Source organism: Bacillus sp. Root131, assembly GCF_001429475.1.
Classification (GTDB): domain Bacteria; phylum Bacillota; class Bacilli; order Bacillales; family Bacillaceae_G; genus Bacillus_A; species Bacillus_A thuringiensis_S.
Genome location: NZ_LMJQ01000010.1, coordinates 37,537 through 54,596 on the forward strand (window position 1 = coordinate 37,537; position 17,060 = coordinate 54,596).

The window sequence follows — 17,060 nt, forward strand, 5'->3', positions numbered from 1 at the left end:
TTCCTTTTTATGATCTGCGTAACAAGACTTTCGGAAAGTAGTTTCCTAAATTTTGAGCTATCTGTACGAGAATGATAAGTAACACGACCGTTACGAACATAACCGATGTATCAAAACGTTGATAACCATATGTCATTGCCAAGTCACCAAGACCGCCACCACCGACAAGCCCAGCAACTGCAGAAAATTCAATTAAACCAACTGTCATAAACGTGACACCTAAGATTAATGGTGCTAACGCTTCTGGTACAAGGATTTCAAAAACGATTCTAATTGGCGAGGCGCCCATTGCTTGCGCTGCTTCAATTACTCCTTTCGGAACGGAAACAAGATTTGTTTCAACCATTCTAGCAATACCAATTGATGCGACTAACGTCATCGGGAAAATTGCCGCTGCTGTTCCAATCGTCGTTCCAATAACGCTTCTTGTTAGTGGGCTTAAAGCTACTAAAAAGATAATGAATGGTACCGGACGAATTGTATTAATTATGATGTTAAGAATAGAAAAGACCCATTTATTTTCTAAAAAGTTTCCTTTTCTCGTTACATATAAAAGTAAACCTAGAGGTATACCCAGAATTGTAGCGAATATAAGTGTTACAATTACCATTAAGAGGGTATCTCCCGTCGCATCTAGTATGCGCGGCCAAAATATACTCCAATCAACTCGCATGAGCTTCTACCTCCTTCAGCTGCACTTGCAGTCTTAGATGTTGTAATGCTTTTTGAATTTCCCTCTGCTCACCTTGCAATTCTACAAGCAGATTTCCAAATAGCACATTTTGAAGTTCAATAATATTTCCGTACAGTACATTTACATCAACGTTATAGTTTTTTGCGATATATGATAGTACCGGCTGTCCTGTCTCCTCACCAGTAAATGTTAGACGATAAATTTGACCACCATTTTGAATTTTCGCTAGAACACTTTCTGGTAAATGATCATTAATAACAGAACGTACAAAGTTTTGAGTCGTCTTTGTTTTTGGTTGCGTGAAAACATCAAACAGTTTTCCTTCTTCAATAACTTTTCCCTTCTCCATTACAGCTACACGGTGACAAATTTCTTTCACAACATGCATTTCATGTGTAATAAGAAGAATTGTTAAATTGTATTCTCGATTTACTTTCTTTAATAAGTTTAGAATTTCTGTCGTCGTTTCTGGATCTAAGGCTGATGTTGCCTCATCACATATAAGAATATCTGGCGATGTCGCAAGTGCTCTAGCAATACCAACACGCTGCTTTTGTCCCCCTGATAGCTGTTCTGGATAATAGTTTGCTTTATCTTCTAACCCTACAAACCTCAGCAGTTCATTCACTCGTTCCTTTATCTCGTTCTTTGGCAATTTCGCTAACTTTAATGGATAAGCAATATTCCCAAACACTGTTCTTGAATTAAATAAATTAAAGCTTTGAAAAATCATTCCGATTCTTTGTCTTAGTTTGCGTAATTCTTTCGTCGATAATGATGTAATATCTTTATCATCTATTGAAATCGTTCCTGCCGTCGGTCTCTCTAACATATTTACTAAGCGTAATAATGTACTCTTTCCAGCTCCACTAAAACCGATAATGCCAAAAATTTCGCCTTTCTCAACTGATAATGTTACATCCTCCACCGCATGAACAGATTGCCCAGCTGATTCATACACTTTACTTACATTGTTAAAAGAAATCATTTTTCCCCCTCCTATATGCTGTAAAAACTTAAAGTAGAGCTTTCGAGGTAAAATAAAAAGTGCCCTCCTTCTTATCAACCATAAAGATAAGAAGGAGAGCACTTATATGTACTCGTTCACATCTTCTCATCTTCCAAGCCTTTATATGGCTTGCTGGAGTTAGCACGGTATTAAAAAACCCGTTGCTGAGGTATCGTAGGGCCAGTCCCTCCACCTCTCTGGATAAGAATGTATCGATTTAATTGTCGTTTAATTAATTCTCATTATAGAACTCAGAATAATAAGAGTCAATACATTTTTTAGAAAAATATTAATTATTCCTTTATTAAAATTTTCAGATGAATATTCATCTGAAAAATAGTAACTTTCAAGGTTATTTAAAATTCTTCTTCCTCATATTTTTAAACAGGAGAATCCTCTCTACAAATTGAATAAATTTATTTGAATATGAAACTCGGAGGAAGATAAATATATGAAAACAGCTCTTTTACTCGTCGATATTCAAAACGATTATTTTCCAAATGGAAAGATGGAATTGCGTAATCCAGTAGAAGCAAGCGAATATACTAATCAGTTATTACAACACTTTAGAACAAACAGCGAACCTATTTTTCATATCCAACACATAGCTATAAAAGATGACGCTACTTTTTTCCTACCTAATACAGAAGGTGTACATATTCATGAAAGCGTACGTCCACTTAGAGAAGAAACAGTTATAGTCAAACATTATCCAAATAGCTTCCGAGAAACTAATCTTCTAGAGCAATTAAAACGTTTAAATATTGAACATGTCGTTGTATGCGGGATGATGACTCATATGTGTATCGATGCAACAGTAAGGGCTGCATTCGATTTTGGCTTTCAATGTACCGTTATACATGACGCTTGTGCTACAAAAGACCTTTCTTTTAAGAACGCTACTATACCAGCTGTTTATATTCACAATACAATTTTAGCTAGTTTAAATGGCGTATATGCAAATGTAATAAGCACGCAAGAATTTTTAGCTACATAAAAAAACACTCCTTTCAGTGAGCAAAACTGAAAGGAGTGTTCCTTGTCGAACCATAGATTTTCTTTCAAATTGTATTATACAGGAAATTCTCAAAATGAATACTAAAAAATATGACTAATAAGTCAACTTTTCTCATCATTTTATTTCTGTTCACATGTTTATCACGCTATTAATAGGTTTTAGCTCATTCCCTTCGAACGATGGTAATATATAGGATTTCAATTTTAAAAGGAGCTCTTCACATTCTGTGAAGAGCTCCTCTACTATTTCTTATAAAGTTTCAGAAGTAGTTTTTGCTTGCATGTGAAGTGCTAAGTAATCAGGTCCACCAGCTTTAGAGTCTGTACCAGACATGTTAAAGCCACCGAATGGTTGGTAACCTACGATTGCACCAGTACATCCACGGTTGAAGTATAAGTTACCAACGTGGAAGTCTTCGCGTGCTTTTTCAATATGGTCACGGTTGTTAGTAATAACAGCACCTGTTAAACCGTATTCCGTATTGTTTGCAATTGCAAGTGCATGATCGAAGTCTTTCGCTTTACAGAATGCTACTACTGGTCCGAAGATTTCTTCTTTCATTAAGCGAGCATCTTCTGCAACGTCAGCAACGATTGTTGGTTGGATGAACCAGCCTTTAGAATCGTCTCCTTCGCCACCTGCTAAGATTCTACCTTCTTCTTTACCAATTGCAACATAGCTCATTACTTTATCAAATGCAGCTTGGTCATTAACAGGACCCATGTTTGTACCTAATACTGCTGGGTTAGCAACTGTTAATTCTTTCGTTAATTCAACAGCACGATTTAATACGTGATCGTATACATCTTCATGGATTACTGCACGAGAACATGCAGAACATTTTTGTCCTGAGAATCCGAATGCTGATGCAACGATAGACTTAGCTGCTAATTCAAGATCTGCTTCTTTATCAACAACGATTGTATCTTTACCGCCCATTTCAGCGATAACACGTTTTAACCAAATTTGTCCTGGGTTTACTTTCGCTGCACGCTCATAGATACGGATACCTACATCACGAGATCCCGTGAAGCTTACGAAACGTGTACGAGGATGATCTACTAAGTAGTCACCAACTTCAGAACCGTTACCTGGAACGAAGTTTACTACGCCAGCTGGTAAGCCAGCTTCTTCTAATACTTCCATAAATTTCGCTGCTACTACAGGAGTTGTACTAGCTGGTTTTAGTAATACTGTGTTACCAGAAACTAAAGCAGCTGTTGTCATACCTGCCATAATTGCGAATGGGAAGTTCCAAGGAGAAATGATAACACCTACTCCTAATGGAATGTAAGAGAAACGATTATATTCAATTGGACGGCTTTCTACTGGAATACCGTCTTTTAATTTTAACATTTGACGACCATAATATTCCATAAAGTCGATTGCTTCTGCTGTATCAGCATCTGCCTCATTCCATGGCTTACCTGCTTCTTTTACAAGAATAGCAGAGAATTCATGTTTTCTGCGACGAACGATTGCTGCAGCACGGAATAAAATGTCTGCACGCATTTCTGGCTTTGATTTTCTCCAAGTTTGGAATGTTTCATCCGCTACTTGCATTGCTTTTTCAGCTAACTCACGGCTTGCTTTTGAAACACGACCAACAAGTTCCTCTTTATTTGCAGGGTTTACAGAAACAATTTTGTCTTCTGTAGTGATTTTTTCTCCCCCAATAATTAATGGATAGTCTTGTCCAAGATAAGATTCTACTTTCTTTAAACCTTCTTCAAACGCTAATTTGTTAGCCTCCACTGAAAAATCTGTAAATGGCTCATGTTTGTATGCTACTACCATTTTTTTTAGCCTCCCCTTAGAAAAACGTTTACATTTTACAACATTATTCTACACGATAATTTAGATTTATTCAAATATTCCTAGACTTATATTTTAAAAATTAATAAATTTTTAAAATATAATAAAAAAAGAGATTCATACATGCGTATGAATCTACAAAATATGAGTATATTCCAAAACATTTTTCCCGATCAATAATATAGTAACTAATAAAAATAAAGTTCTTACATATCCAACACCTTTTTGAACCGCAAACTTCGATCCAAAATAAGCACCTAAGATCATTGATAATCCCATGATAATACCGTATTCAAAATGAATTATGTCTAAAAATAAAAAAGTAATTAAAGATACAATATTACTAACAAAGTTCAAAAGTTTTCCAGATGCTGCCGCTTGAATAAAATCCAAGCCAATTAATAAAAATGCAAAAATTAAAAACGACCCTGTCCCTGGTCCAAAAAATCCATCATAAAATCCTATCATTAAAATAGCAAAGAAAAATATTAATGTTTTTCTTTGCGTCATCTTCTTATAGGTAGACACACTTCCCCAATTCTTTTTTGCAATAATATAAATAGCAATAAATACCAACATTACAAGTACTAATGGGCGTAAAATATCCGATGGAATAAATTTTACTACTAAAGCGCCTGCAACAGCTCCAACAATAGTTAACGGGATTAACTTTCCTACAATTTTAAAATCAACTTTTCCTGATCGAATGAAATACATCGCACTCGTAAACGTCCCCATCGTTGCCGCTAATTTATTCGTTGCAATTGCCGAAGCTGGCGATAAGCCAACAAACATAAGCGCCGGAAGCGAAATTAACCCTCCTCCTCCAACAACCGAATCAATAAAAGCTGCTAAAAAACCGAATGCAATTAATAAAATAATGACTTGAAAACTTAATTCTTCCATGAGCTTTACCCCTTACCCCTATTATTTACAACATTGTAAATTATAACAAAATTGCATAAGAAAAAAAGCTGTTCCTTAGAGGAACAGCCTTCATATTTAATCTAAAATTTTCACAAGTGGTTCATCTTGTTTTGCTTCACGTATAATAATGGCTTCTGGGCGTTCTACAGATTTAATTGTTACTTGTACTTTCATATAATTCGGGAAGTATTCCATAACAAGCCCTGCCACATATTGTGTAAAACCAACTATTTCAGCTTTTCCATTAAATTGGACAGGAATATCAAGCTTCATTTCTCTTAATTCATCATCTCTATACATACCCGTACCAATAACAGCTGTATAGTCGCCTTGGAAATAATCGCTTAGTTTTGCCTTAAAGTTGGATACTCTTGCAAGATCTTCACGTTTATTATCTGTTTTCGCTTGCTCTGATGGGAACAAATAATATTTTTCATTAATTTGTTTCCAATCTTCAACCGTTTCACTACCTTTTTCAACATTTGCATAAGAAACAAAATTACCTGGCACAAGTGACGCCTTCGGAGCCTGACGATAAATTGCAAATGTTATCGGAAGGTTTTTTGTTTCAGGATCTTTTTGATGCATAAACTTCAAGACTTCTTGCGCCATTTTTTTCCCTTCAGCTAACATTTTTTCATTCGAGATTGTAGCTTCACGCGGGTAACCATGTTCTTCATTATAATAATGTACTGAATTCATTGCTAATCCAACTACAATGCCGCTACGCTCATCTTTGTCGCCGTTTTTCACATAATAATCATGCTCTAAAATATTGGAAATATATATTGGATTTTTTTTGTTTTTTTCTTCTAGTATTTCGGATCCTTCACCTAAAGCTGGATTTAATCCTATGTTTGGAAATTTAACTGCATCTTTTTTTAATGTATCTTCTAGTTCTTTCTGTTCAGCATTTGTACGCTTTCTTTTAACAAGCATTTGTACATATTGAGCCTCTAGAGTATCTCCGCCTTTAAAGAAATGATCTTTCGTACTAAATGATTCCTTCGCAATACGCATTAATCCTGTTTCAAATTCATCTATATCAAGACGATTATTTACTCCTTGCACGACTAAACCACGTGCCTTTCCACCATAAAATGGAATAGTCGTCTTATAATATTCATCCGACATAGCGTATTTTGGGACAACTGATTGTTCTTTTGCTTTCCCCGATTTCTCAGACACTTTTTCATCTTTGTCGGCACCTGCACTACACCCACTTACAAGTAGGCCAAGGCTTAATACCGCTAATGCTATTTTTTTCATGGTAAGTTTGCACCTCTTACTTATTTAGCTCTTGTAAGAACCTCTCTTCATTCCAAACCTCAACATTATGTTTCTCCGCTTGTGCTAATTTCGAACCAGCCGATTCACCTGCAACAACCAAATCTGTACTCTTACTAACACTTCCTGTTACTTTTCCACCTAATGCCTCAATCTTCTTCTTCGCTTCACTTCGTCCCATAACTTCTAGCTTACCTGTTAAAACAACCGTTTTTCCTGCGAAGTAAGATTCAACATTTTGTAAATCTGCAATTTTTATACCTTTGTATGTCATATTCACGCCATACTCTTTAAACTGCTGTAATAACTCTAATACATCTTCATTATCAAAATATGTCACAACAGATTGAGCCATTTTTTCGCCAATTTCATTAATTGCTTTTAGTTCTTCTTCTGTTGCTTTTACAAGCTCATCCATCGTTTCAAAGTGCTCTGCAAATGTACGTGCTGCTTTCGCTCCAACGTGTCGAATTCCAAGACCAAATAATAATCGCTCTAACGAGTTTTCTTTAGAATTTTCAATTGCTTGTATTAAGTTTGTTGCTGATTTTTCACCAAAACGTTCTAACTGTAATAACTGCTCTTTCGTTAATGCATATAAATCAGCAAATGTACGAATATAATCTGCATCAAAAAGTTGTGTAATGACACGTTCTCCAAGCCCATCAATATTCATTGCATTTCTTGAAACGAAATGAATTAATCCTTCGCGAATTTGAGCTGGACAAGTTGGATTTATACATCGAAGTGCTACTTCTTCTTCTAAACGAACAAGTTCACTCTCACATGCTGGGCAATGCGTTGGCATGCGGTATTCTTCTTCTTCACCAGTACGCTTATCAAAAATAACGTTCACAACTTCAGGAATAATATCTCCAGCCTTCTTCACAACAACGTAGTCACCAATTCGAATGTCTTTTTCACGAATTAAATCTTCGTTATGTAAAGAAGCACGACGAACGATCGTACCAGCAACTCTCACTGGCTCTAGCTCTGCAGTCGGTGTTACAACCCCTGTTCGGCCAACACTTAATTCAATGCCTGTTAATCTCGTTACAACTTCTTCAGCCGGGAATTTATAAGCAATCGCCCATCTTGGACTCTTCGCTGTAGTTCCTAGACTTTCTTGAAGAGCAACATCATCTACTTTTATAACGATTCCATCAATCTCATAATCAAGATGCGGACGTTTTTCTTGCCATTCTTCTACATAAGCTATAACCTCTTCGATTGTTTCACATGTACGGCGATTTGGATTTGTCTTAAATCCGAGTTCACCTAGGAAATCAAGCGATTCACTGTGCGATGGAATTGTTTTTTCTTCTACATTCGCAAGACCGTACACAAACATAGATAAGTTACGCTTCGCTGCAATTTTCGGATCAAGTTGACGTATTGAGCCTGCTGCCGCATTACGCGGATTCGCAAATACATCTTCTCCATTTTGCTCTTTTTCTTCATTTAGTTTAACAAATGAACGCTTCGGCATATAAGCTTCGCCTCGTGCTTCTAACGTTACTTCTTCATTTAAACGAAGTGGGATAGCTTTAATCGTTTTTAAATTTTGAGTAATATCTTCACCCGTTACACCATCACCACGTGTCGCCCCTTGAATGAAGCGTCCTTTTTCATAATGAAGCGAAACGGCAAGCCCGTCAATTTTTAATTCACATATATATCTTACATTCGCATCATCAATTCCTTGACGTACTCTTCTGTCGAAATCACGTAAATCTCCTTCGTTAAATGCATTTCCTAAACTTAACATTGGTGACTTATGTGTTACTTTTTCGAATATATCAAGAATAGTTCCCCCAACGCGAACGGAGGGAGAATCCTCACTCATAAACTCTGGGTTCTCTGCTTCTAATTCTATAAGCTCCTGCATATTACGGTCATATTCCGCATCAGAAACAGAAGGATTGTCTAATACGTGATATTGATAATTAAATGTATTTAACAAATCACGCAGTTCTTCTATACGTTTTTTTGCTATCTCTTTTGACATATCCTCATTCCTTTCTATTGTTTCGTCACAGGTGCAAATTTTGCTAACAAACGTTTAACACCAATCGGGCTTGGGAAGGCAATATCTAATTCTTTTGCATCACCTTCACCTTTTACACTTACAACTGTACCGATTCCCCATTTTTGGTGGGAAGCTTTATCGCCTACTGCCCAGCCAATTTGCTCACCGCCTGTCGTCTTAGCTGCAGGACGCGCGAAAGCTGAACGAGAGCGTGTTGTGGTTGTCGTTGTCATTTTACTGCTACTTGCTGTTCTGCCTTTTGCACCAAACGAATTTTCACGCTTCGGCGCTGTTTCATTTAATGATTCCACTAGTTCTGTCGGGATTTCTGTAATGAAGCGAGACGCAGCGTTCATACTTGTTCTACCAAATAAAGTACGCATTTGCGCATTAGATAAATATAGCTCTTCTTCTGCACGAGTAATACCTACATAAGCAAGACGACGTTCTTCTTGCATTTCATCCTCTTCCATAAGAGAACGAGTATGAGGGAATATCCCTTCCTCTAAACCAACAATAAAGACAACCGGGAACTCTAATCCTTTCGCTGAGTGCATCGTCATTAAGATAACTTCTTCACCAGCAGTTGGGTCTTCATCTACACGATCAATATCAGCAACAAGTGCTAAATCTGTTAAGAATGCAACAAGACTCTTATCTTCGCTTTGAGATTCAAATGTTTGCGTAACAGATAAGAACTCGTCTAAGTTTTCTAAACGACCTTCCGCTTCTAAAGAACGCTCATTTTTCAACATATCGCGATAGCCTGTTTTTTCAATAACTTCTTCTACTAATTCTGTAACAGATAAATACTCTTGCATATTTACCCAGTTGTGTAATAAACTTGCGAATTCTTTTACTGCCTTTGTAATTTTTGCACTTACTCCAACATGCTCAATCTCATCAAATACAGCAGTTAATGAAATTCCGTTTTGCACACCATAATTAATAATTTTATCAATAGAAGTCGCACCAATACCACGCTTTGGCATGTTAATAATACGTGCAAAACTAATTTCATCATCTGGATTACCGATTAAACGTAAGTACGCCAAAATATCTTTAATCTCTTTACGGTCGTAGAACTTCGTACCCCCGACAATTTTGTACGGGATGTTAGATTTAAGGAAAATCTCCTCGACCATACGAGACTGAGCATTCGTACGATATAGTACTGCAAAATCAGTGTATTTTCGTTTCCCCATTTGAAGATCGTCACGAATTTTTTTCGCAACAAAATACGCTTCGTCCTTTTCAGTTGCAGCACGATAATACGAAATTTTGCTCCCAACTTGATTGTCCGTCCATAATTTCTTCGGTTTACGATTCGTATTTTTTTCAATAACAGCATTCGCTGCATTTAAAATATTTTGTGACGAACGATAGTTTTGTTCTAACAAAATTACTTGTGCATTCTCATAATCTTTTTCGAATGACAAAATGTTAGAAATATCTGCACCACGCCAGCGATAAATAGACTGGTCAGAGTCACCTACAACGCAAAGATTTTTAAAACGCGCTGCCAAATGTTTAACAAGAAGATATTGCGCTTTATTCGTATCTTGATACTCATCAACGTGAATATATTGGAACTTACGCTGATAAAACTCCAATACTTCTGGAACACGTTCAAATAGCTGAATCGTCGTCATAATTAAATCATCAAAGTCTAATGAATTATTTTTCAAAAGACGTTTTTGATACTCTGTGTATACATCGCTCGTTAATTTTTCATATGGATCAGCCATTGTAATTTTTTTTGCATATTTATCCGCAGATAACAGTTCATTTTTCGCATTACTAATACCCGCTAAAATAGAGCGCGGCTCAAATTTCTTCGGATCAATATTGCGCTCTTTCATAATTTTTTTGACTACCGTTAACTGATCACCTGAATCTAAGATTGTAAAGTTACGATTAATGCCAATACGATCGATATCACGTCGTAAAATACGTACACACATAGAGTGGAACGTCGAAATCCAAATATCTTCTGCTTCTGGTCCCACAAGTGTATCAATACGCTCGCGCATTTCACGAGCTGCTTTATTTGTGAAGGTAATAGCTAATACATTCCATGGTGCTACACCTTTTTCACCAAGCAAATACGCAATACGGTGTGTTAACACACGTGTTTTACCACTACCTGCACCTGCCATTAATAGAAGTGGTCCATTCGTTGTTTGTACCGCTTTTTGTTGCTGTGGATTTAAACCGTTTAATAACTTATCTGTCATACTCATATACGCCTGCACCTACTCTCCTTTTACTGCTTTAACTGTTTTTAACGCCGATTTTATATCATCATAAATAATATTTCCAACAACTACTGTATCAGCATATCGTGCCATTTCTTTCGCCTGTTCTGCATTAGAAATACCGCCGCCATAGTATAACTGAGCTTGTTTCAATTCTGCTTTTACATTTTTAACAAGTTCAACTTCTCCATACGTACCGCTATATTCTAAATAAAATATCGGTAAATGTAATAACTTGTCTGCTAAACGAGCATATGCAATAACGTCATCTTCTGTTAAATCACATTTCGCATCTGTAAGCTGGGCTACTTTCGCTTCTGGATTTAAAACACAATACCCTTCCATAAAAATTTCGTCCCAGTCCATAATATCCCCAAATTCTTTCAATGCCTCATGATGAACACCTGTTACCCATTCTACTTTTCTGCTATTTAACACACTTGGGATGTAATAAAAATCAAATCCTGGTGTAATTGCTTCTACATCAGAGACCTCTAATACACAAGGAACAGCATATCTACGAATGCTAACTAGCATGTGTAATACGTTATCAATTGTAACCCCATCACTTCCGCCTACAATAACCGCATCAGTTCCAGACTCACAAATCATTTCTAAATGTTCATCGCTTAACTCCTTATTTGGATCAAGCTTAAATACATGTTTCCATCCGGAAATATCGTACATGAAAACACCCTTCCTTTTCTCTAGTTATATCTATAGTTCTGTTTAAAATAACAGTTAGTTTTCATCTTGTTTTTTAAATATTTTTCAAAAAGAATGATTTAATTTCATCTTCTTTTTATGCATTCTTTCATTATAACAAAAAAAGCTACTGACACACACGCCCATTCCAACATCTTTTTCAACGTCAAATGTTGGATTACATATCCCCAAAATCACACGGGATACTAATAAGAGAAGTAGTATTCACTATTTCAATTTTCATAAAAAGGAGTGTTTTTCTAATGAAGCAAAACATCGGGACAATAAACGCTCTAATTCGAATTACACTTGGGCTTGTCCTCTTCGGATGTAGTGCAACTAAACTTGTACGCAAGCCATGGTGCACTTGGTCTAACATTTTTCTATGGATTGGTGCAATGAAAGTTGCAGAGGGAATTGTTCGCTTCTGCCCTATTGTTGAAGCGTGGAAGTTTGGAAAATACATGAATATGGGTGCATTTAAAATGCCTAGCATGAATTTTACTGAAAAAGGACATGCTAAAGAAGAAGTGAATCAAACTTCCTCTCATGACAAGCCAAAGTCAAAAGGAAGTTATGACGCTTCTGACAAAGAGATTGAGTCAGCGATTGAAGAAATAATCCTGGCAAAACCGCTTTGAATCATTTGTCACGATGCAAGATGCTCTCAAAGGGACTTAGCTGCTGCAGTGGGCGGTTAAGTCTTCTTTATTTTACCATAAAAACAGAACGTATATTCCCTTTTTAAACTTAAAATGTATATAAAGATATCAATCAATAAAATTCAGAAAATTAGGTGCATACCTCTTGCTTAAAATGATATAAAAGTGATATCATTTTTATATCAGGAGGCGATCATATGAAAGAAAAACAAGTATTTTATGTAAATGGTTTTCTCGGTATTATTGGAATTTTGATTTTAGCGGCTATCGGTGTATTTTTCCTTGCACAAGAAATTTTTATAGGAGCAGCACTAACTATTGTATTAGCCGCAATTCTCGCTACGGGTATCGGGATTGTTCAACCAAATCAAGCGAAAGTTATTACGTTCTTTGGTAATTATTTAGGAACAATTCATCAAAACGGTTTATTTTTAACGATTCCGTTCGCATTCCGTCAAACTGTATCTTTACGTGTTGAAAACTTTAATAGTAAGAAATTAAAAGTAAACGATGTTGAGGGAAATCCGATTGAAATTGCAGCTGTTATCGTATATAAAGTAGTTGATTCTGCAAAAGCAATGTTCGGTGTTGAACATTACGATCGATTTGTAGAAATTCAAAGCGAAACGGCAATCCGCCACGTCGCAACAAAATATCCATATGACAATTTCCAAGATGAAACTTGCATTACGTTACGCGGAAATACTGAAGAAATCTCTGAAGAATTAAAACGTGAGTTAGAGGCACGTCTTGAAATTGCTGGTGTAGAAGTATTGGAAACTCGTTTAACGCATTTAGCTTACGCAACAGAAATTGCCCATGCAATGCTACAACGTCAACAAGCAAAAGCAGTATTAGCTGCTAGAAAAGAAATTGTTGAAGGTGCTGTGAAGATGGCCAAAGATTCAATCCATATGTTAGATGAAGAAGGCGTACTGGAACTCGATGACGAGCGTAAAGCAAATATGGTAAACAACTTATTAGTTGCCATCGTTTCAGATAAAGGTGCGCAACCGGTTATTAATACAGGAAGCCTATACTAAGGGCTATAAGTAATTATGGCTAAAAAGAAAAGCTTTCCATTACGTATTGATCCTGAATTACACGCAGTCATCGAAAAATGGGCAAATGATGAGTTTCGTAGCGTCAATGCACACATCGAGTATTTACTTCGAGAAATGGCAAAGCAAAAAGGGAAATTAAAAAAAGATAAAGATGCATAAAAAATCCCGCTGATTCCTCAGCGGGATTTTTACATATTAACTTCTCGTCATCTTATGCTCAATTGCACGATATCCTATATCACTTCGATAAAATAGACCATCACTCTCAATTTTACCGATTTCTTTATATACTTTATCTTTTGCTTCTTGTAAACTATTCGCCTTGCAAGCAACAAATAGTACACGGCCACCGTTTGTTACAAAATCACCATGCTTCATCGCTGTGCCTGAATGGAAAACAATCGCATCTTGCAGTGCATCTAATCCTTTAATAATGTCACCTTTTTTATATGCTTCTGGATATCCTTTCGAAGCAAGTACAACACCAATTACTGCTTCCTCTGACCATTGTAACGTTAGCTCACTTTCATCTAATACAGCGTTACATACATCAACTAAATCGTTTTCTAAGCGAGGTAATACTACTTCTGTTTCAGGATCACCAAAGCGTGCATTAAATTCAATTACCTTTGGACCATCATTTGTTAAAATAAGACCTGCGTATAAAATGCCTGTAAACGAACGGTTTTCTGCAATCATCGCTTTAGCAGTTGGATGTAATACCGTTTTTATCGCCTCTTGAACTGCTGATTCTGGAATTTGTGGCACTGGAGAATACGCACCCATTCCGCCCGTATTTGGACCTTTATCACCATCAAAAGCTCTTTTATGATCTTGGGCGATTACCATTGGATGTACAGTTGTTCCATTCACGAATGCCATTAATGAAAATTCTTGTCCATCTAAAAACTCTTCAATAACGACCTTCTTACTTGCCGCGCCGAATTTCACATCTTGCAGCATTTCTTTCACAGCTTGTAATGCCTCTTCAAGTGTCATTGCTACTGTCACGCCTTTACCAGCAGCTAGGCCGTCAGCTTTAATAACGATTGGTGCACCAACTTTTTGAATGTACTGTACTGCTTCTTCATAATCTGTAAAAGTTTCATACGCCGCAGTTGGAATATCATATTTTTTCATTAATTCTTTCGTAAAAGCTTTACTACCTTCAATAACAGCAGCCGCTTTATTCGGACCAAATACGCGAAGTCCCTCTTCGTTAAATCGATCAACAATTCCATTCATAAGTGGAATTTCTGGTCCAACGAAAGTTAATTCAACCTTATTCTCTTTAGCAAATAAAACTAATGCATCAAAATCATTTTCATCAATATCAACTGGTGTTGCAACATCGCGCATACCTTCATTACCTGGTGCTACATACACCTTTTCTACTTTTTCAGATTGTGCAAACTTCCAAGCTAAAGCATGCTCACGCCCACCGCGGCCAATTACTAAAACATTCATATTTCATCCCCCAATAATTAAATAAGTACAAACTAGAAGCTATGCTCCTAGTTTGCTTTCTCATATCAATAAAAGTTTAAAAGGAGGATCGAGAGAACCGAGCTGGTCTAGGCGCATTTGCCAGGAGGACACGGAGTGTAGCTTTCCTACATGAGTACCGCACTGGCATTGCAACGACGACTTGCGAAGGTTATCTCGACCGGACCTTTTAAACATCCNCCAGGAGGACACGGAGTGTAGCTTTCCTACATGAGTACCGCACTGGCATTGCAACGACGACTTGCGAAGGTTATCTCGACCGGACCTTTTAAACATCCATATCAATAGAAGTTTAAAAAGGAGGATCAAGAGAACCGAGCTGGTCTAGGCGCATTTGCCAGGAGGACACGGAGTGTAGCTTTCCTACATGAGTACCGCACTGGCATTGCAACGACGACTTGCGAAGGTTATCTCGACCGGACCTTTTAAACATCCANGCCAGGAGGACACGGAGTGTAGCTTTCCTACATGAGTACCGCACTGGCATTGCAACGACGACTTGCGAAGGTTATCTCGACCGGACCTTTTAAACATCCTCTATTAGTGTTTGAAATGACGTACGCCAGTGAACACCATAGCAATCCCATACGTATCCGCCACTTTAATAGAATCTTCATCACGGATTGATCCGCCCGGTTGAATGATTGCTGTAATTCCTGCTTTTGCTGCTTCTTCTAATGTATCTGGCATTGGGAAGAAAGCATCAGATGCAAGTGCGCTACCTTGTGCTTTTTCACCAGCTTGTGTAATTGCGATTTTTGCAGAACCTACACGGTTCATCTGTCCTGCACCGACACCAATTGTCATATCATCTTTCGCTAAAACAATTGCATTTGATTTCACATGCTTTACAACTTTCCAAGCTAGTTTTAAATCTTTCCATTCTTGCTCTGAAGGTTCACGTTTCGTTGGAATTGAAATTGTACTTTCATCTAATGATAACGTATCTTCCTCTTGAACGAGAAGCCCACCTTGTACAGAAGTTAGTTTTTTGCTTGCACTTGTCGCTTTTTCAATATTTACAGTTAGTAGACGTAAGTTTTTCTTACTTTGCAATACTTCTAAAGCTTCTTTTGAGAAAGAAGGTGCAATAATGATTTCTAAGAAAATTTCGTGTAACTTTTCTGCTGTAGCTTTATCAATTTCACGATTTGCTGCAATAATACCGCCGAAGATTGATACTGGATCTGCTTCATAAGCACGAGTATATGCTTCGTGAATATCAGTTCCTACTCCAACACCACATGAATTCATATGTTTTACTGCTACTACTGCTGGTTCTGTAAATTCTTTTACGATGCTGAGCGCTGCGTCTGCATCATTAATATTGTTATACGATAATTCTTTACCGTGTAATTGTTCTGCGTATGCAACAGAAGAAGTTGCTGCGAATGGCGCTTTATAGAAAGTTGCCTTTTGATGTGGGTTCTCGCCATAACGTAAGTCTTGCTTTTTCTCGAATGTCACAGTTAATGTTTCTGGACTTTCTTCACCCATTTGCTCTGTTAAATAGTTAGAAATTAGCGCATCATATGCTGCTGTATGACGGAATACTTTCGCTGCTAGTTTACGTTTCGTTTCATCCATTACTTCGCCGTTCTCTTTTAGTTCTGCTAATACAACATCATAATCTACTGGATCTACAATTACAGATACGAATTGATGATTTTTCGCAGCAGAGCGAATCATCGTCGGGCCACCGATATCAATATTTTCAATTGCATCAGCAAATGTTACATCAGGCTTAGCGATTGTTTCTTTAAATGGGTATAAGTTAACAACAACAAAGTCAATTGGCTGAATACCTAATTCATTCATTTGCGCTACATGTGTTTCATTATCACGAACTGCTAATAGACCACCATGAATATTTGGATGTAATGTTTTCACACGGCCATCCATAATTTCAGGGAAACCAGTTACTTCAGAAATACCAATTACTTGTAAGCCGTTTGCTTCTAGTAACTTTTTCGTACCACCTGTTGAAATAACTTCAATCCCTTGTTCTAGTAATCCTTTAACAAATTCTACTACTCCTGTTTTATCTGAAACACTTACTAATGCACGCTTTTTCATTTATCTTTCA

At 37.0% G+C, this 17,060-nt stretch carries 14 protein-coding genes and 1 riboswitch; of the genes, 4 read left to right on the forward strand and 10 right to left on the reverse strand.

Annotation, left to right across the window (positions count from 1 at the left end; translation table 11 throughout):
- Positions 1-7: 7 nt before the first annotated feature.
- Both ASE54_RS20355 and ASE54_RS20360 read right to left on the reverse strand, forming a co-directional pair.
- On the reverse strand, positions 8-673 hold the full coding sequence (locus ASE54_RS20355) for a methionine ABC transporter permease (protein ID WP_001261866.1): 666 nt from the start codon (positions 671-673) through the stop codon (positions 8-10).
- Positions 663-1,682 (reverse strand): methionine ABC transporter ATP-binding protein, encoded by a 1,020-nt coding sequence (locus ASE54_RS20360; protein WP_000622967.1) that lies wholly within the window; start codon positions 1,680-1,682, stop codon positions 663-665. Before ASE54_RS20360 ends, ASE54_RS20355 begins: the two co-directional genes overlap by 11 nt.
- A 123-nt stretch (positions 1,683-1,805) precedes the next feature.
- Positions 1,806-1,911: riboswitch (SAM riboswitch) on the reverse strand.
- Between the two features lie 243 nt (positions 1,912-2,154).
- Here ASE54_RS20360 and ASE54_RS20365 point away from each other — a divergent pair.
- Entirely contained in the window at positions 2,155-2,700 is a 546-nt protein-coding gene (locus tag ASE54_RS20365; protein ID WP_000844921.1) for a cysteine hydrolase family protein, read from the forward strand.
- Between the two features lie 270 nt (positions 2,701-2,970).
- Here ASE54_RS20365 and pruA read toward each other — a convergent pair whose 3' ends face one another.
- From pruA to ASE54_RS20395, 6 genes are all read right to left on the reverse strand, one after another.
- Entirely contained in the window at positions 2,971-4,518 is a 1,548-nt protein-coding gene (pruA, locus tag ASE54_RS20370) for an L-glutamate gamma-semialdehyde dehydrogenase (protein WP_000259555.1), read from the reverse strand.
- 153 nt (positions 4,519-4,671) lie between these two features.
- On the reverse strand, positions 4,672-5,442 hold the full coding sequence (locus tag ASE54_RS20375) for a TSUP family transporter (RefSeq protein ID WP_000391975.1): 771 nt from the start codon (positions 5,440-5,442) through the stop codon (positions 4,672-4,674).
- Between the two features lie 96 nt (positions 5,443-5,538).
- On the reverse strand, positions 5,539-6,732 hold the full coding sequence (locus ASE54_RS20380) for a CamS family sex pheromone protein (protein ID WP_000717037.1): 1,194 nt from the start codon (positions 6,730-6,732) through the stop codon (positions 5,539-5,541).
- Between the two features lie 16 nt (positions 6,733-6,748).
- Positions 6,749-8,758, reverse strand: a complete 2,010-nt coding sequence (ligA, locus tag ASE54_RS20385; protein ID WP_000031421.1) for an NAD-dependent DNA ligase LigA — start codon at positions 8,756-8,758, stop codon at positions 6,749-6,751.
- 14 nt (positions 8,759-8,772) lie between these two features.
- Positions 8,773-11,022: a DNA helicase PcrA gene (pcrA, locus tag ASE54_RS20390; RefSeq protein WP_003309016.1), complete on the reverse strand. Its 2,250-nt coding sequence runs from the start codon at positions 11,020-11,022 to the stop codon at positions 8,773-8,775.
- Between the two features lie 12 nt (positions 11,023-11,034).
- On the reverse strand, positions 11,035-11,724 hold the full coding sequence (locus tag ASE54_RS20395; RefSeq protein ID WP_000272086.1) for a heptaprenylglyceryl phosphate synthase: 690 nt from the start codon (positions 11,722-11,724) through the stop codon (positions 11,035-11,037).
- 281 nt (positions 11,725-12,005) lie between these two features.
- Here ASE54_RS20395 and ASE54_RS20400 point away from each other — a divergent pair, with 281 nt between their 5' ends.
- The 3 genes from ASE54_RS20400 (at position 12,006) to ASE54_RS34955 (ending at position 13,627) form a co-directional block, all read left to right on the forward strand.
- Positions 12,006-12,383, forward strand: coding sequence for a DUF2892 domain-containing protein (locus ASE54_RS20400; RefSeq protein ID WP_000812342.1), 378 nt, complete (start codon positions 12,006-12,008; stop codon positions 12,381-12,383).
- A 218-nt stretch (positions 12,384-12,601) separates the two neighbouring features.
- On the forward strand, positions 12,602-13,447 hold the full coding sequence (locus ASE54_RS20405) for an SPFH domain-containing protein (protein ID WP_000660673.1): 846 nt from the start codon (positions 12,602-12,604) through the stop codon (positions 13,445-13,447).
- 15 nt (positions 13,448-13,462) lie between these two features.
- Positions 13,463-13,627: a toxin-antitoxin system HicB family antitoxin gene (locus ASE54_RS34955; RefSeq protein WP_001085171.1), complete on the forward strand. Its 165-nt coding sequence runs from the start codon at positions 13,463-13,465 to the stop codon at positions 13,625-13,627.
- Between the two features lie 36 nt (positions 13,628-13,663).
- Here the strand turns inward: ASE54_RS34955 and purD are convergent, their stop codons facing one another.
- Together purD and purH are read right to left on the reverse strand one after the other, a co-directional pair.
- The gene (gene purD, locus ASE54_RS20410; RefSeq protein WP_001101961.1) at positions 13,664-14,935 is read right to left on the reverse strand and encodes a phosphoribosylamine--glycine ligase; all 1,272 of its coding nucleotides are present in this window, start codon (positions 14,933-14,935) and stop codon (positions 13,664-13,666) included.
- 579 nt (positions 14,936-15,514) lie between these two features.
- On the reverse strand, positions 15,515-17,050 hold the full coding sequence (gene purH, locus ASE54_RS20415; protein ID WP_000745397.1) for a bifunctional phosphoribosylaminoimidazolecarboxamide formyltransferase/IMP cyclohydrolase: 1,536 nt from the start codon (positions 17,048-17,050) through the stop codon (positions 15,515-15,517).
- Positions 17,051-17,060 lie beyond the last annotated feature (10 nt).

What these genes read in the sequence shown, in the direction of transcription:
- ASE54_RS20355 (WP_001261866.1), bottom strand. Translation starts at nt 673, where the DNA reads ATGCGAGTTGATTGGAGTATATTTTGGCCGCGCATACTAGATGCGACG.
- ASE54_RS20360 (WP_000622967.1), bottom strand. Translation starts at nt 1,682, where the DNA reads ATGATTTCTTTTAACAATGTAAGTAAAGTGTATGAATCAGCTGGGCAA.
- ASE54_RS20365 (WP_000844921.1), top strand. Translation starts at nt 2,155, where the DNA reads ATGAAAACAGCTCTTTTACTCGTCGATATTCAAAACGATTATTTTCCA.
- pruA (WP_000259555.1), bottom strand. Translation starts at nt 4,518, where the DNA reads ATGGTAGTAGCATACAAACATGAGCCATTTACAGATTTTTCAGTGGAG.
- ASE54_RS20375 (WP_000391975.1), bottom strand. Translation starts at nt 5,442, where the DNA reads ATGGAAGAATTAAGTTTTCAAGTCATTATTTTATTAATTGCATTCGGT.
- ASE54_RS20380 (WP_000717037.1), bottom strand. Translation starts at nt 6,732, where the DNA reads ATGAAAAAAATAGCATTAGCGGTATTAAGCCTTGGCCTACTTGTAAGT.
- ligA (WP_000031421.1), bottom strand. Translation starts at nt 8,758, where the DNA reads ATGTCAAAAGAGATAGCAAAAAAACGTATAGAAGAACTGCGTGATTTG.
- pcrA (WP_003309016.1), bottom strand. Translation starts at nt 11,022, where the DNA reads ATGAGTATGACAGATAAGTTATTAAACGGTTTAAATCCACAGCAACAA.
- ASE54_RS20395 (WP_000272086.1), bottom strand. Translation starts at nt 11,724, where the DNA reads ATGTACGATATTTCCGGATGGAAACATGTATTTAAGCTTGATCCAAAT.
- ASE54_RS20400 (WP_000812342.1), top strand. Translation starts at nt 12,006, where the DNA reads ATGAAGCAAAACATCGGGACAATAAACGCTCTAATTCGAATTACACTT.
- ASE54_RS20405 (WP_000660673.1), top strand. Translation starts at nt 12,602, where the DNA reads ATGAAAGAAAAACAAGTATTTTATGTAAATGGTTTTCTCGGTATTATT.
- ASE54_RS34955 (WP_001085171.1), top strand. Translation starts at nt 13,463, where the DNA reads ATGGCTAAAAAGAAAAGCTTTCCATTACGTATTGATCCTGAATTACAC.
- purD (WP_001101961.1), bottom strand. Translation starts at nt 14,935, where the DNA reads ATGAATGTTTTAGTAATTGGCCGCGGTGGGCGTGAGCATGCTTTAGCT.
- purH (WP_000745397.1), bottom strand. Translation starts at nt 17,050, where the DNA reads ATGAAAAAGCGTGCATTAGTAAGTGTTTCAGATAAAACAGGAGTAGTA.